The sequence below is a fragment of the Rhizobacter terrae genome (assembly GCF_003852895.1).
GTDB lineage: Bacteria > Pseudomonadota > Gammaproteobacteria > Burkholderiales > Burkholderiaceae_C > Albitalea > Albitalea terrae.
In genome coordinates, this window is record NZ_QUSW01000010.1 from 1 (window position 1) to 14,137 (window position 14,137).

At 66.8% G+C, this 14,137-nt stretch carries 15 protein-coding genes; 12 read left to right on the forward strand and 3 right to left on the reverse strand.

Annotated elements, in window-relative coordinates; translation table 11 throughout:
- Positions 1 to 139: 139 nt before the first annotated feature.
- The 3 genes from DZC73_RS26505 to DZC73_RS26515 all read right to left on the reverse strand — a co-directional run bounded on the left by DZC73_RS26505 (position 140) and on the right by DZC73_RS26515 (position 2,080).
- On the reverse strand, positions 140 to 583 hold the full coding sequence (locus tag DZC73_RS26505; protein WP_124543405.1) for a hypothetical protein: 444 nt from the start codon (positions 581 to 583) through the stop codon (positions 140 to 142).
- 100 nt (positions 584 to 683) lie between these two features.
- A complete protein-coding gene (locus tag DZC73_RS26510) occupies positions 684 to 1,193 on the reverse strand; it encodes an HD domain-containing protein (RefSeq protein ID WP_124543406.1) in 510 nt (169 codons plus the stop codon).
- Positions 1,194 to 1,303: 110 nt separating this feature from the next.
- Complete coding sequence (locus DZC73_RS26515) at positions 1,304 to 2,080, reverse strand: hypothetical protein (RefSeq protein ID WP_124543407.1); 777 nt, start codon at positions 2,078 to 2,080, stop codon at positions 1,304 to 1,306.
- A 576-nt stretch (positions 2,081 to 2,656) separates the two neighbouring features.
- On the opposite strand from DZC73_RS26515, the gene DZC73_RS26520 reads away from it, so the two are divergent.
- The 12 genes from DZC73_RS26520 to DZC73_RS26570 are packed head-to-tail and all read left to right on the forward strand — an operon-like array spanning position 2,657 to position 14,135.
- Complete coding sequence (locus DZC73_RS26520) at positions 2,657 to 2,968, forward strand: hypothetical protein (RefSeq protein WP_124543408.1); 312 nt, start codon at positions 2,657 to 2,659, stop codon at positions 2,966 to 2,968.
- A 1-nt stretch (position 2,969) separates the two neighbouring features.
- On the forward strand, positions 2,970 to 3,569 hold the full coding sequence (locus DZC73_RS26525) for a DUF4255 domain-containing protein (RefSeq protein WP_124543409.1): 600 nt from the start codon (positions 2,970 to 2,972) through the stop codon (positions 3,567 to 3,569).
- Entirely contained in the window at positions 3,566 to 4,369 is an 804-nt protein-coding gene (locus DZC73_RS26530; protein ID WP_124543410.1) for a hypothetical protein, read from the forward strand. Before DZC73_RS26525 ends, DZC73_RS26530 begins: the two co-directional genes overlap by 4 nt.
- Positions 4,370 to 4,395: 26 nt before the next feature.
- Positions 4,396 to 6,345 carry a phage tail sheath family protein gene (locus tag DZC73_RS26535; RefSeq protein WP_124543411.1) on the forward strand — a complete coding sequence of 650 codons (1,950 nt, stop codon included), beginning with the start codon at positions 4,396 to 4,398 and terminating at the stop codon, positions 6,343 to 6,345.
- Positions 6,346 to 6,365: 20 nt separating this feature from the next.
- Entirely contained in the window at positions 6,366 to 6,806 is a 441-nt protein-coding gene (locus DZC73_RS26540) for a phage tail protein (protein ID WP_124543412.1), read from the forward strand.
- Positions 6,807 to 6,832: 26 nt separating this feature from the next.
- Entirely contained in the window at positions 6,833 to 8,794 is a 1,962-nt protein-coding gene (locus tag DZC73_RS26545; protein WP_124543413.1) for a phage tail sheath C-terminal domain-containing protein, read from the forward strand.
- An 11-nt stretch (positions 8,795 to 8,805) separates the two neighbouring features.
- Complete coding sequence (locus DZC73_RS26550) at positions 8,806 to 9,339, forward strand: phage tail protein (protein ID WP_124543414.1); 534 nt, start codon at positions 8,806 to 8,808, stop codon at positions 9,337 to 9,339.
- Between the two features lies 1 nt (position 9,340).
- Positions 9,341 to 10,447, forward strand: a complete 1,107-nt coding sequence (locus tag DZC73_RS26555) for a CIS tube protein (RefSeq protein ID WP_124543415.1) — start codon at positions 9,341 to 9,343, stop codon at positions 10,445 to 10,447.
- 13 nt (positions 10,448 to 10,460) lie between these two features.
- On the forward strand, positions 10,461 to 10,628 hold the full coding sequence (locus DZC73_RS29845; protein WP_161974760.1) for a hypothetical protein: 168 nt from the start codon (positions 10,461 to 10,463) through the stop codon (positions 10,626 to 10,628).
- Positions 10,629 to 10,647: 19 nt separating this feature from the next.
- Positions 10,648 to 11,727, forward strand: coding sequence for a phage late control D family protein (locus DZC73_RS26560; RefSeq protein WP_161974761.1), 1,080 nt, complete (start codon positions 10,648 to 10,650; stop codon positions 11,725 to 11,727).
- A 7-nt stretch (positions 11,728 to 11,734) separates the two neighbouring features.
- A complete protein-coding gene (locus DZC73_RS26565; protein ID WP_124543417.1) occupies positions 11,735 to 12,427 on the forward strand; it encodes a phage baseplate assembly protein V in 693 nt (230 codons plus the stop codon).
- Positions 12,428 to 12,434: 7 nt separating this feature from the next.
- The gene (locus DZC73_RS26570; RefSeq protein WP_124543418.1) at positions 12,435 to 14,135 is read left to right on the forward strand and encodes a hypothetical protein; all 1,701 of its coding nucleotides are present in this window, start codon (positions 12,435 to 12,437) and stop codon (positions 14,133 to 14,135) included.
- Positions 14,136 to 14,137: the final 2 nt, after the last annotated feature.

The following is a 14,137-nucleotide window of genomic DNA, read 5'->3' on the forward strand; positions in this document are numbered from 1 at the left end:
TTCAACTTGAAGGCGACGCCGTAACGATTGATCTTCTGAGGTCCGGGAGTACCCACTGAACACTTCCTCTGTTAGGTGGAAGTGTCAACGAAACCGAGACAAGCTCCACGTCCGCTCGATGGAAGGGTTAGGCGACAGGCTACCAAGCTTGATTGCCATTAAGCCTCCGCTGAATAGCCTCAAGCATCAAGGAGGCATGCAGTCGAGCGAACCTATAGCACGGGATCAATAACTTTAGTGGCCGGCGCTCAACCCATAGATATTCCTTGATTTCTTGCTTGTAGACGCTGAGGAAGTCTTCAGCGCACATCCGATGTGCAAATCTACTTCCACCTCGCAACTGAAAGAGCGTTCTATTCAAGGTCTTCACGTTTCCATCTGGCAAGCGAACCTGCAGCTTCAGGAGTTCCAGCCTCGCGCGCGCGTCAATCCATTGCCTTTCGGAAGGAGCCATCGATGAGGCGATGAGCAGCGCCTCGTACTTGGCATAGCCTGGCAGCGGCAAGAAGCTTCCTACAAACCAGGGCTGCTCGGGGGCGTCGTAGCGTAACTCACCTACCGACTCGCCGTTGATGAGAAGCACGTGTACAGATGGAGTCTCGATCATTGGCGCCTAACGTTTGACATGAGCGGCGGTTGGAGGCGGGCGCAGCCCGCTGGAAACCGTCCGCTCGATGGAAGGGTTAGACCTTTGCATCGAAGGCACCTTCAGAAAGTAACGAATCCAGCTCGACCCACAGCGGGTCGCAGAGCCCCACCCTGTAGGCCGAAGTTCTGAAAGCCTTGTGCTCGCTCCGATAGAGCTGCCACAGGCTTTCCTTGCGGTCAGCGAGGCAAGCACGGACGTTTGCCAGCCGATCTGCTGCCTTGACCACCAGCGCAAGTTCATTTGGCCCATGCACCTGAGCCAGCTTGGCATACGTCTTGGCTTTTCGTTCTTTCCGGTTGGCGCCGGGCTCGTCGGTGAGCAAGCTCACGCAGGCTGCGATCTTTGGACCGAACTTGTGTTCGATTTCCGCAATGGTCGCCTCTGTGTCTTCGGCCGTGTCGTGGAGATATGCGACAACAACTGCCTCTTCACCATAGGGTGCCGCCAGGGCTGCCACAGCATCGAGGTGAAACGAGTATGGGTAATCACCGTACTTCTGCTCGGCATGAGCGTGGATAGCGAAGGAGCGGGCTTGTTGCTGCATGGAGTCAGGGAGGGGCTAACGTTGAAGGTAAAGGGCGGACAACGGCGGCACGGCTGCTCCGAAGACAGCCGAACGTTGCCCGCCGTTGCCACGTCCGCTCGATGGAAGGGTTAGGCGGCAAGCTCACTCGCGGCAAGAAAGCGAAGCTCGATTTCGGCTGGGCAGCGTTCTACCTTTCTTCGCCAAGTTCTCTCTATCCGCGGAAGCTCGCCTTTGTCAAAGTGGTAGACGATCACCAGTACCAACTTGAACTTCCCATTCATGAAGCGGTCAGCGAGCAAGGCGTTGTAGAGGACCCTGTCAAGTAGGCTCATATTCAATAGCGGATTCCGCAGAACCTTGACCTCAGCGAACGTGAGCTTTGGCTCGTCCTTCAATAGGGCGTCGAAGCTCACGCCGGTGGAGGCAATTTCCACATCTCGCACCGCAGGCTTTCCGTACTCCTTCTCGAGTTGTTGAACGACCGCAGTCTCCAATCTCGCCGTTTCATCAACCAGCTGCTGTACTGCCGGAGAGGCGGCGTCATGCGTGACCGCACGCACTGGAGCCGGTCGAGGGTCCGCGTCGGAAACAACTGCCGGCAGGGCTGCTTCTGTGACTTCCTGTTGAAGCTTGCGTTCGACTTCTTCTTTGGACAGGGTGCGGAGGAAGGACTTGTCATCCTTGAAATCACCCGGTGCATAGAGCTTGCCATGGTGTCGTGAGACCAGCAGGTAGAAGACACCCAACACGACGAGGGGGAACACCGTGATGAAGATGATCAGCGGGTATCGCTCATCCGGCGTCAGTGTGCCTGCGGTGGTGCCGAGCAGCAGGTTCGCGAATCCGTAGATCAGCGAAATGAACAGGGCGACGATCCCGATCGGGTTCTTGACAAGGTCTTTCATCGAACTAGTGTAGTGACGCAACGAATTCTTGCCGCCTAACGTTAAATAGGCCGAACGAGGAGTCCCCTCGACATCGGCCTAACGTGCGTCGTTTCGTCCATCGCAATCATCCTCTTCTTTCTCTCTGGCGGCCTACTAACCCCGTCCCGTCGGACGAGACCGCCAGCAGTTTAGACCGCCCAAAATCCCGCGGATAGCGACTTTCTTTGGCTTGACCTCTCGGCCTCGAGCAACGGCATTGATCGAGGCGATACCCGCGGCGGACACCCCTCCTTTCGGCGAGCCCCGCGTGCTTGCTCAGAACGTACGACCGTCGACATCACGCAATCCCTGAGACCCGGCACTCACCCACCAGGACAAATCCATCCCACCCCTCAAACCCAGCATCCACGCGCCCTGCAGCCCGGTCATGGTCCCAACGAGCTGAGACAAATCCATCCACCTCCACCTCATCCCTAGAACCCACAAACCCCAATCCCGACAAGCACTTGCAATCGCACCACGCGCTGGCACCGCCCTTGCGCATAGAAGGTCACGACATCCGAGGGGGCAGGTATGCCCATCGATCCCGACGTCATGACCATCGTTTCGCACTTATCACGCTACTGGCGCCAGCACCCGGACGCATGCGACACGTCCGAGGGTATCGCGCGCTGGTGGATCGACGTGGACCCGCAGCCCGTACCGGCAACGCTGGTGGAAGGCGCGCTGGGCTGGATGTCGGCCTGCGGCGTGGTCGAGGCCCTGCATGCGGCCGACGGACGCGTGCGCTACCGCCGCGCCAGCGCGGACGACGCCCTCGACGCGAAGCTCGACGCGCTGGCCGATGACCCGCAGTCGGTGATGCCTTCGGGCTCGCCGACGCAAGGCCCGCCGCAGGTGCACTGAGATGGCCACCGCCTCCGCCATCCACGCCATCACCAGCGGCATCGCGCAGGTGCTGTCGCGTGCCTACCAGCTGCGCCCGCTGGCGGGGGTGACGTGCAAGTTCGAGCCGCTGGGCATCTCGGACTTCAAGAAGCTGGACGGGTCGGACCCCAAGGTCAGCATCGTGCTGTACCGCATCTCCCACAACGAGCACCTGCGCAACCGGCCGCCGCCCATGCTGCCCACGGGCAAGCCATGCCCGCTCACCGTCAACCTGCACATGCTCATCACGGTGTGGGCCGATTCGGCGCTGAAGGAGCAAAGCCTCATCGCCTGGACGCTGCGCGAGCTGCACATGCGCCCGGTGATGGACAAGAGCATGTTCGCGGACGTCGGCGGCTTCGGCGTCAACGACCTCGTCACTATGTTCCCCGAGGAGCTTACGCTCGATGACCTGAGCAAGCTCTGGCAGGTGCTGGTGCCGCCGCTGCGTCCCTCGCTGGGCTACGTGGCGCGCAACGTGATGATCGACATCGAGTCGCAGCCCGACGCCGAGCGCGTGGTCGCCACCCGCTTCGCGCTGGACGACGACGTGGCCGAGGTGGCGGAGGGTGCGCAATGATCGAGACCATCGACCGCCGCGTCTTCGGTGCCATCGAGTTCGTCGATGACGTGACCGAAGCCCGTGTGCTGGCGCCGCTGACCGTGCAGGCGCCCGGCGTGGGCCTGATGCGCAGCCAGAGCGGCTTCTACGTCATCCGCACCTTCGACGGCCACGACGACTACACCCGCGCCTTCGACGACGCACCGGCCAATCCGCCGCGCACGGACGTGGCGATGACGGTGCAGGACCCCGAGCGCCGCTACCTGCCGCGCGGCTTCACCGTCGCGCTGCCTCGCCTGCTGCGCACGCCCACCTCGCCGGTGACGGATGCGGACAACGCCGTCAAGCCGGTGCAGGTCCGCCTGAGCCCCGCGGCATCGCTCACGCTGCGCGGCACCTGGGCGGCAATGCGCCTGCGCGTGGTGGTCGATGCCGCCGGCCCGGAGGTGGGCCTGGCGAACGTGCTGGTCGAAGCGACGCCGGCCGTCACGGGCCTGACCGTGCAGCGGACCATGACCGACTTCAACGGCGAAGCGCTGGTCGTCATCGCCGGCGCACCGCCCATGCTGCCCGACCCCGGCCCCGCCGGCCTCACCCGCGAGTTCAAGGTGGCGTTGCGGCTGGTGCTGGACAAGGACGTGGTGCGCCGCAGTACCGACCCGTCCATCCCGATTCCCGATCCCAAGCGCGTGCTGGACCGACTGGCCGCGATGGTTCCTGCCGATCCCGACCCTGCCGTGACCGCGGTGGACGCCGGCGAACAGCTTCTCTCCGCCGGGACGAGCCGGCGTTCCCTGGCGAAGGTGTCTTGGACCTAGCCGATCGATCCACTAGGAGGTGAACCGTGCCTGAATATCTTGCACCAGGTGTCTACGTCGAGGAAGTCAGCTTCCGATCCAAATCCATCGAGGGCGTGGGGACCAGCACCTGCGCGTTCGCCGGGCCCACGCGCAAGGGGCCCAGCGGCGTCTCGCCCGAACTGCTGACCAGCTTCGCGGACTTCGAACGCATCTACGGCGGCGTCGAAGACCTGGCTTTCGACGGCGACACGAACGCGGTGCACAACCGCAACTACATCGCGCATGCGGCGCAGGCCTTCTTCAACAACGGCGGCGGCCGGCTGTACGTGAGCCGCGCGCTGACTGACGATGCCAAGGCGGCCACGGCATCGGGCACGCCGGTGGTGGCGGCAGCCGCGCCGGCCCCTGCGCCCGCGCCAGGACCCGCCCCCGCACCCGGACCGGCGCCTGCCCCAGGCCCCGCGCCGGCACCATCACCCAGCCCGCGCGCCTGGTTCGAGGCCCGCTTTGCCGGCACGCACTACAACGGCGCCACCATCGCGGTGAACCAGGTCGCCACGCCCATCGGCAAGAAGGGCCTAGAGATCGCGCCCGACGGCACGGTGGTGCGCGTGCACCTGAAGGACAAGGACGCCACGCTGGTCGGCCTGTGGGCCAAGACCACGGGCGCGTGGAACAAGGTGGCCGATGCCGCCGCGCCACCACCGCCGCCGGCACCCGCCCCCGGGCCTGCCCCCGCACCTGCGCCGGGACCCGCGCCCGCGCCGTCGCCGAGCATCACCACCTTGCCGGCCGACTTCGATGCCGAGAAGTTCACCGCCGTGGCGCTGACCTTCGACGTGGCGGTGGACACCACCGCCGGCACGCGCGTGGTCTACGAAGGCCTCACGCTGGGCAGCGAGCATCCGCAATACATCGGCAGCCGGCTGGCCGACAAACCCAGCAAGCGCGCCGACCAGCTCGCGCAGGGCATCGCGCTCAAGTTCAGCGGCGCAGCGGTGAAGGCCGAGGACCTGCTCGCAGCCTTCGGCGGCGGCAAGCTCGCCAGCGATGGCAGCGAGCCGAGCAAGACCTACACGCTCAGTGGCGGTACCGACGGCAGCGCGCCGGACTCCAACGAGTACGCCGATGCGCTGTCGTTCTTCGTCGCGCTCGACGATGTGTCCGTCGTTGCCTGCCCGGGCTACTCCGCGTTCTTCGACGTGGCCAGCGGCTCGACTTACCGCGCCATCCAGGACGCGCTGATCACGCACGTGGCCGACCCGCGCCGCTACCGCATGGCGGTGCTCGACTCGCCACCCGATGTCACGCCGAACCAGATGCGCGACCTGCGCGGCGCGGTGGACTCCACCCGTGCAGCGCTTTACTACCCGTGGATCATCAGCGCCAACCCGCTGGCAGGCCCCAACAGCACGCAGCCGGTGGAGATCGCGCTGCCGCCCTCGGGCCACGTGTGCGGCATCTATGCGCGCAACGACATCGAGCGCGGCGTGTTCAAGGCGCCGGCCAATGAAGTGGTGCGAGGTGCGCTTCGCTTCGAGCCGTCGGTCAACTTCGGCCAGCAGGAGCTGCTCAACCCCATCGGCGTGAACTGCCTGCGCGCGCTGGACGGGCGCGGCCTGCGGGTGTGGGGTGCACGCACCATCTCCAGCGACCCGGAGTGGAAGTACCTCAACGTGCGGCGCTACTTCAACTACCTGGGCGCGAGCATCGACCGCGGCACGCAGTGGGCGGTGTTCGAGCCCAACGGCGAGATGCTGTGGGCCAACGTGCGCGGGACCATCGGCGACTTTCTCTACAACGAATGGCGCAGCGGCGCGCTGCTGGGCACCAAGCCGGAAGAAGCCTTCTTCGTGCGCTGCGACCGCACGACCATGACGCAGAACAACCTGGACAACGGCCAGCTCATCTGCCTCATCGGCGTGGCGGTGGTCAAGCCGGCCGAGTTCGTCATCTTCCGCATCGGCCAGAAGACGGCCGACGCCAAGAGCTGATCTGCTGAAGGAGCACACAGATGATTCAACGCGACACCCCCTACGGTGCCTTCAACTTCCAGGTGGACCTCGGCACCGGCGTGGTCGCCGGCTTCTCCGACGTGTCGGGCCTGGTCACGGAAATGACGGTGGCCGAGTACCGCAACGGCAACGATGCGGAGAACCACGTGCGCAAGATCCCCGGCGTGCACAAGGTCGGCGACGTGACCTTCAAGCGCGGCCTCATGGGCAGCAAGGACCTGTTCGACTGGATCAAGCAGACCCGCACCGACGGCTACAAGGCCAAGCGCACGGTCGTCATCCACCTGCAGGACGAGGCCCGCAGCGGCCCCGTCGCCACCTGGCGCCTGCAGGGTGCGATGCCGATGAAGTACACCGGCCCCACGCTGGCCGGCAAGGGCGGCGGCGACGTGGCGATGGAAGAGCTGGTGCTCTCCTGCGAGGGCTACCTGGTCGAATGAGTTTGACCACACTGGCCTAGACCACCATGTCCACCACCCGCCCGCGACTCGGCCTGAGCTTCGAGGTGGCGCCGCCTGCGTCGGCCCACCCGTTGCGCACGGACATCGCCTGCCTGATCGGAACGGTCGCGCGCCGCCGCGTGCCCGTTCCCGACGATGTGCAGGTGATGCCCAACGTGCTGGCCCGCTGGCTGGTGGCCCACCGCATCGACCGCGTGGGCGGCGTGCCGGTGGGGCAGCTGCGGGTGTCGCTGGCTTCGGGCACGCGCTTCGTGGACACCCTGGTGGCGCAGGCCGCCGGCGAAGAGAAGACGACGCTGTCGGACTTCCTCGCGACGCAGACGGGCGGCACCACCAGCAAGCTCGTGTTCGCGGACCTGCTGAAGGCCTGCCGCACGCTGACACCGGTGCCCGATGCGCTCATCGACGACCTGCGCCGGCGGGGCTTCCAGCCGCGCGGCGTCCTCGGCACCGACGAGTTCGCTGCCTGGCTGCGCATCCAACGCCTGCACAACCTGCCGGTGCCCATCGAGAGCTTCGACACCTTCGACGCGCTCTTTGCATGGGACCAGCGCGGCATCCGCGACCGCATCATCCGAAGCGACGACCCCGTGCTGGCGACGGCGCTGGGCGTGGCGGTCCGTGCCTTCTTCGGTGAAGGCGGGCGGCGGTGCTACGTGGTTCGCAGCGGCGATCCGAGCGACGTGTTCGACACGCGCATCGGCCGTTTCTCGGCTTGCTTCCCTGAGCCGACGGGGCCGAGTGATCCGACCGTGTTCGACGACGACGTGGACCGCTGCCCGCAGCTTCCCGGCATCCGCCGCCTTGTGGACGCCGGCGACATGAAAGGCCTGCGCGGCAATGCGCAGCCCGTGGCCCTGTCGGCCTCGGACTGGGTGGGGCTGGAGCATGTCTACGGGCTCGCCGACGTGAGCTTCGCGCTGCTGCCCGACCTCATCGACGCCTGCGCGCGACCGGTGCCCTCCACCGTGCCGCCGGCCGAGGTGGTGGCTGCGGATGAACGCTTTGTCGAGTGCGTTCAGGAAGCGCCGCCCGACAGCCTGCCAGTGGGCCGCCGCCTGCCGCCGCCCCGCCTGGACGCGGTGGGGCTCGAGCTGTGGCGGCAGTTGCAACTGCGTGCACTGGCGCTGATGGACAACGCCGGCCGTGCCTTCCACCGCCGCGACGTGCAGTTTCTGGCCTCATTGCCGCTGCTGAGTGACGCGACCGACCTGCCGCCCCCGGCCGGGTGGATCGCCTGGATGGCCGAGACAGCCGGCTGGATTCAACCGGCCACCGATGGCATCGGCAACCTGCTGAGCGACCGCCTGCAACTGGCCTACCCGTGGATCAGGACGGGCGACAGCGCCGATGCACAAGGCGGCGCCGAGGCACCCGAAGGCACGCTGGCCGGCGTGCTGGCGCGCAGCGCGCTGGAACGCGGCTCGTACCGTTCCGCCGCCACGCGCGACCTGCACCGCTTCCAGGACAGCGAGCCGCTGATGCCCTGGACGCAGGCCACGCAGCAGGCGGTGTGGACGCCGCTCGGTTCACTCACCCTGGCCGAACGCGTGTGCCTGCTGGGCCCGACGCCGCGCGGCCCGCAGTTGCTGTCCGACGTGACCTGCTCCGACGACCCGCGCACCCGCCAGGCCGCGGTGCGGCGCCTGATCAACGTCGTCATCCAGGCCTCGCGCGACGCCGGCAATGACCTGAGCTTCGAGCCCAACGGCGAGCGGCTGTGGGCGCGTGTGCGAGAGCGCTTGTCAGACCTGATGCGCGTGCTGTTGACGGCTGGCGCCCTGTCCACCGACGGCGTGCCTTTCGCGGTGCGCTGCGGACGCGACACCATGCAGCAGAACGACATCGACGCGGGCCGCCTGATCGCGCAGATCGAGATCCAGCCCGCGCAACCCATCCAGCGCATCGTCGTCGTGCTGAACCTGCGCGACGCCGGTCCGGCCTCGGCCTTCGCCAACGCCGCCTGAACGAGATCGCCATGCCTGACGCCAACGACGATTTCGACCCGCCGCTGTTCGGCTTCCGCTTCAACGTGGCCTTCACGCGCGAGCCCATCGCCGCGCGCGGCGGCGGCACCGGCGCCAGCGGCGACGAGCCCTTGTGCGAGGGTGCCTTCGCCGAAGTGACCGGGCTGGAAGCCTCGATGGAGGGCAAGACCATCAAGGAAGGCGGCGCCAACTACGGCGCCCACCAGCGCGCAGGGCAGGTGAGCTTCGCGACCGTGGTGCTCAAGCGTGGCATGACGGCCGAACGCGACCTGTGGAACTGGTGGGGCCTGTTCAGCGGCGGCGGCACGACCGACGGCAACACGCGAACCAACGGTGCCTTCGCGCACCGGCTGACGGTGCGCATCACGATGCTGGACATCGACGGCACGCCGCGCCTGAAGTGGCGGCTGGAGCGCGCGATGCCGGTGAAGTTCAAGGCGGCGGATTTCAACGGCCGGGCGAGCGACGTCGGCATCGAGGAAATCCACCTGGCCCACGAAGGCCTCTTCTTCGAGGCGGTGTGACATGCGCATTCCTGACGAACACAAGGCGAAGCTCTACAAGGTCAACCAGGCCAACCCGAGCCAGGAGCCGAATGCCGACAGCCCCGATGCGGTGCTGGTGCAGTTCAACCCGACCAGCCTGTCGTACTCGGTGCAGAACACGCTGGAGAAGAAGGGCCGCGACGCGAACGCCAAGCAGTTCGTCGCCCAGACCACGGCCAAGCTGGAGTTCGACCTCACCTTCGACAGCACCCACGACGGTGGCGACGTGCGCTCGGAGACGGACAAGATCAAGCAGTTCCTGAACCCGGGCGACAAGTCCACCAACAAGGACCAGGCGCCGCCGCTGGTGGGCTTCCGCTGGGGCACCTTCCTGTTCAAGGGCATCGTCGAGTCGTTCAAGGAGAACCTGGACTTCTTCTCGTCCGAAGGCGTGCCGTTGCGCTCGACGCTGAAGATCGGCCTGTCGTCCCAGGACCCGAAGGATGTGTTCGCGGCGCTGCCGCCGGGCCATCCCGATGCGTCGGCCGCGGCCGGCAGCGACGTGAGCCTTGCGCCGATGAGCGGACGCGGCACCAGCGGCATGGCCTCGCAGGGCGGCAACCCCGGTGCAGGGCGCGCGCTGGCGGCGGCCAACGGCTTCGAAAGCATGCGCAACCCCGGCGTGGGCGTGGCGGCGGTGGCGGGCGGGGGCATTGAATTGAAGGCGGCGGTGAGTTTTTCCACCGGCGCATCGGCGGGCGTGGGGATCGGTGGCGGCATCGGCGCCAGTGCAGGCATCGGGATCGGTGGCGGTGTGGGCATCGGTGGCGGCGTCGGCATTGGCGGCGGCGTGGGCATCGGCGCGAGTGCTGGTGTCGGGTTCTCGGCAGGCGCCGGAGTCGGCGTCGGTGTCGGTGTCGGCATCGGAGCCTCGGCCGGCGCGTCGAGCATGCAGGCCTTTGCGGGTCTCGGCGTCAGCAAGACCCCCACCAGCGTCCGCCTCGATGCCTCCGCATTGCAGGCCCCGCCGCGCACGCCATCCGTGGCCGTCGGCAGCGAATTCGCCCTCGGCGGCAAGGCCGTGAGCGCAAGTTCCTCCGGCATGAAGGCCGACATGGGCGTCAGCGCCCGCATCAAGTTCGATTGAGGAAAGGACCACCGTGGCCGTCGTCATCGAAGAACTGGAAGTGCAGGCGCAGCCCCAGCCCGCCAACCCGCCGTCGTCCTCATCGGGCGACGGCAAGGGCGGCAGCGAAGTGGACGAGCGCGCATTGCACGCCGCCCTGAGCCGCGAGGCCTGGCGCATCGAGCGCCTGGCCGCCGACTGAGAGGACCGTGATGGGCGAGATGAATCTCTCCAACCTGGCGTTCTACTCGGCACGCCCAACGCTGCGCATCGACGGGCAGGACAACGACATGGCGTCCGGCCTCATGCAGTCGCTGGTGATGCGCGAGCAGGAAGGCGGGCTCTCGTCCATCGAGATCGCGTTCGTCAACTTCACCGCCAAGGAAGACGGCCAGGTGGGCCCGGCCTTCGAGGACGAGCAGGTGCTCAAGCTCGGCGCGGCGCTGAAGGTCTATGCCGGCGAGGCGGCGGCGCCCACGGAGATCTTCTCCGGCACCATCAGCGCCATCGAGTTCGCCTTCGACAGCGAAGGCCCGCCGCGGCTCCTCGTGCAGGCCGAAGACAAGGCGCAGAAGGCGCGCATGACGCGGCGCATCGCCGTGTACGACAACAAGTCGGTGGCCGACATCGCCCGTGAGGTGGCGGGCCGCATGGGCCTCACGCCGACCATCACCGGCCTGTCGGACACCTCGGTCGTCGAGGTGCAGTTCGACGAGAGCGACCTGGCCTTCCTGCGCCGGCTGCTGGTGCGCCACGGCGCCGACATGCAGATCAGCGGCACCGAGCTGCAGGTCTCCGCCCGCAAGGACGTTCAGCGCAACCAGGTGACGCTGCGCATGCACAGCCAACTGCACAAGATCCGCGTGGTGGCCGATCTCACCCACCAGGTCACGGAAGTGAAGGTGACCGGCTTCGACTTCGCGCAGGGCCAGGCCGTGGAGGGCAGCGGCAGCAGCGCGCCGGTGGGGCCGGGCAGCGGGCGCCAGGGCAAGGAGCTGGTGCAGCAGGTGTTCGGCGAACGCGTGCAGCAGACCTCGCACCGTCTCGCGCTCACGCAGTCCGAAGCCGATGCCTTGGCGCAGGCCGAGTTCGAGCAGCGTGCGCGCCGCTTCGTGCGCGTGGAGGCCTGCTGCGAAGGCAATCCCTCGCTGCGCGTGGGCACGCACGTGACGCTGGCCGACGTGTCGCCGCGCTTCGACAACGTGTACTACGTGACGGCCTGCACCCACCGCTACGACATGAAGCGTGGCTTCGAGACGGAGCTATGCGCCGAGAGCGCGTACTTCGGCAACCCGGCGTGAGCACGACATGAGACGAGACACGCTCCCTGTCCACGACTTCGGTGTGCCGGTGCACGCGCTGGCGATGCCCTACCTCGGCCGCGTCACCGACGTGAACGATCCTCAGAACCTGGCGCGGGTCAAGGTCGAGCTCTACGCCCTGGACACCAGCAACGACGTCGCGATGTGGGCTCGCGTGGCCAGCCCCTTCGCCGGCGACAAGCGCGGTGGCTTCTTCATCCCGCAAGAAGGCGACGAGGTACTGGTCGTCTTCGTCAACGGCGACGCACGCCATCCGGTGGTGGTGGGCGGCCTGTGGAACGGCTCCGCCTCGCCGCCCGAAAGCCTGAACGGCAAGGTCGATCGCTGGACCATCACCGGCAAGGCCGGCACGCGCATCGCCATCATCGAAGAGAGCGACGCCACGGCCACCATCGAATGCAAGACGCCGCAGGGCGTGAAGCTCACCATGACCGACGAGTCCGGCGGCAAGGTGAAGATCGAGTGCGCCGGCAACACCGTGACCATCGACACGCAGGGTGTCTCCATCGAAGCCGCGGCCAAGGTGAAGGTGCAGGCGGCGCAGGTGGAGGTGAGCGCCGGGATGGTCAAGGTGGACGCGGCCATGTCGCAGTTCTCCGGCGTGGTGAAGTGCGACACGCTCATCACCAACTCGGTGGTGTCCACCTCCTACACGCCCGGCGCGGGCAACATCTGGTGAGGCCGGCATGACGCAACTCGTGCAAAGCCCCCCCAAGCCGCTCGCGATCCGCGCGCCGCAGGCCTTGTCGCATGGACTGGTGCATCCGGTCTACCTCACCGGCCTGCGCCATGGCTCGCGCGCGCTGGATGCGAAGCCGGTGATCGTCGAGCGGCGCGACCAAGAGTTCGTGCAAGGCCTGCTCGATGACCTCACCGATGCGAACCAGCACACCGCAGTGCTGGCCGCAGCGCCGGCGAAGCAAAGCGGCACCATGCGTGTGTTCCCGCCCTTGCAGCGCGTGTTCAACATGCTGGTGCTGGAAGCCTTCTGCGACGTGCCCGGCCAGCCGCGCCTGGAGCCGAAGAAGATCGAGAGCAGCGGCTTCGTGCTGCGCCGCGTGGACGGTACGCGCAAGCTCGCCTGGCTCAAGGCCGGCACCAAGGTGTTCGGCTGGGAAGCGGTGGACGAAGACCTCGACCCTGCACAGGACCGGCGCGGCAAGGCGGTGACGCTCGGGCATCCGGTGCTGGATGCACTCGCACCCAGCCAGCAGCGCATCCGCACTGCAGGCTCGACGCGGCTGGCTGCCTCTGCCGTGCCCGTGAGCGAAGACGTGCAGCCGCTGTTCATCGCACCGCCCGACGTGTGCAAGGGCGCGGGCAAGACGCTGCTGTTCGGCAACCTCAAGGTGGTGTCCGGCGAACTCACCGAGGCGGCGCCCAACGCACCGGCCTTCGGCACCGACAGCGAGGAGCGCGACAACCTGCGGGCGGACATGGTGATCTACCTGCTCCCCGGCGGCGCGCGCACGTTCCCCGTGCCGTCCCAGCGCAACATCAGCACCAACAATGCCCACACCGCCTCGCAGACCGCGGTGGACTCGCCCTCGCAGCCCGCGCTCAGCCGCAGCGAATACAACGCGCTGGACCAGTCCCTGGGCCTGCTGCTGCTTCAGCTCAACAACCAGTACGACGCCTTCGGCACCGGCACCGGCGCGCTGGCCATGCAGTCGGCCATCAAGCAGCTCCAGGTCGAGACCGACGTGCCGGCGGCCAACGGCCAGCCTGCGCGCGTCGACAAGCGCAACGCCTGGCAGTTCCTGCTCGATGCGAAGGCCGTGTTCTTCGACGCCGTGCCCGGCGCCAGCGTGAGCATTCCCAACCGCTGGGGCGCGGTGAGCGATGCGATTGGCAACGCCATCTTCGAAGCCTCGCTGGTGTGCATGCAGCAGCAGTTCGCCAAGCTGCTGCCGGCCAGCGGACGTTTCGAGAACGGGCGCAATGGCGTCGAGCCGCACTTCGTGGTGCGCGCCTTCGTCCGCCTCAAGCCGGAACACGACGGCTGCCCCGGACGCATCGTGTGGTCGCAGTACAGCGATGAGTTCACGATCGCGCCCTGGTTCGAATCCTCCGGCGCGCCGGTGCCGGTCATTCCGCTGCCGGACCTCATGGACCGCAACCAGTTGAGCAAGGTCAAGCCGACGGTGGCTTTCGCCTTGCCGCCCAAGCTCGCGAAGCTGCTGAAAGGCAGCTCCGACGACCTGATGAAAGGCAAGGGCAGCGGCGACCCGGGCATCGGCCTCGGGTGGATCTGCTCCTTTTCGCTGCCCATCATCACCTTGTGCGCGTTCATCTGTTTGAACATCTTCCTGTCGCTGTTCAACCTGATCTTCCAGTGGATGGCGTTCCTGAAGATCTGCATTCCCATCCCGAAGGCCAAGGAGTAGCG

What these genes read in the sequence shown, in the direction of transcription:
- DZC73_RS26550 (WP_124543414.1), top strand. Translation starts at nt 8,806, where the DNA reads ATGCCTGACGCCAACGACGATTTCGACCCGCCGCTGTTCGGCTTCCGC.
- DZC73_RS26560 (WP_161974761.1), top strand. Translation starts at nt 10,648, where the DNA reads ATGAATCTCTCCAACCTGGCGTTCTACTCGGCACGCCCAACGCTGCGC.
- DZC73_RS26510 (WP_124543406.1), bottom strand. Translation starts at nt 1,193, where the DNA reads ATGCAGCAACAAGCCCGCTCCTTCGCTATCCACGCTCATGCCGAGCAG.
- DZC73_RS26570 (WP_124543418.1), top strand. Translation starts at nt 12,435, where the DNA reads ATGACGCAACTCGTGCAAAGCCCCCCCAAGCCGCTCGCGATCCGCGCG.
- DZC73_RS26515 (WP_124543407.1), bottom strand. Translation starts at nt 2,080, where the DNA reads ATGAAAGACCTTGTCAAGAACCCGATCGGGATCGTCGCCCTGTTCATT.
- DZC73_RS26565 (WP_124543417.1), top strand. Translation starts at nt 11,735, where the DNA reads ATGAGACGAGACACGCTCCCTGTCCACGACTTCGGTGTGCCGGTGCAC.
- DZC73_RS26555 (WP_124543415.1), top strand. Translation starts at nt 9,341, where the DNA reads ATGCGCATTCCTGACGAACACAAGGCGAAGCTCTACAAGGTCAACCAG.
- DZC73_RS26530 (WP_124543410.1), top strand. Translation starts at nt 3,566, where the DNA reads ATGATCGAGACCATCGACCGCCGCGTCTTCGGTGCCATCGAGTTCGTC.
- DZC73_RS26545 (WP_124543413.1), top strand. Translation starts at nt 6,833, where the DNA reads ATGTCCACCACCCGCCCGCGACTCGGCCTGAGCTTCGAGGTGGCGCCG.
- DZC73_RS26520 (WP_124543408.1), top strand. Translation starts at nt 2,657, where the DNA reads ATGACCATCGTTTCGCACTTATCACGCTACTGGCGCCAGCACCCGGAC.
- DZC73_RS26540 (WP_124543412.1), top strand. Translation starts at nt 6,366, where the DNA reads ATGATTCAACGCGACACCCCCTACGGTGCCTTCAACTTCCAGGTGGAC.
- DZC73_RS26525 (WP_124543409.1), top strand. Translation starts at nt 2,970, where the DNA reads ATGGCCACCGCCTCCGCCATCCACGCCATCACCAGCGGCATCGCGCAG.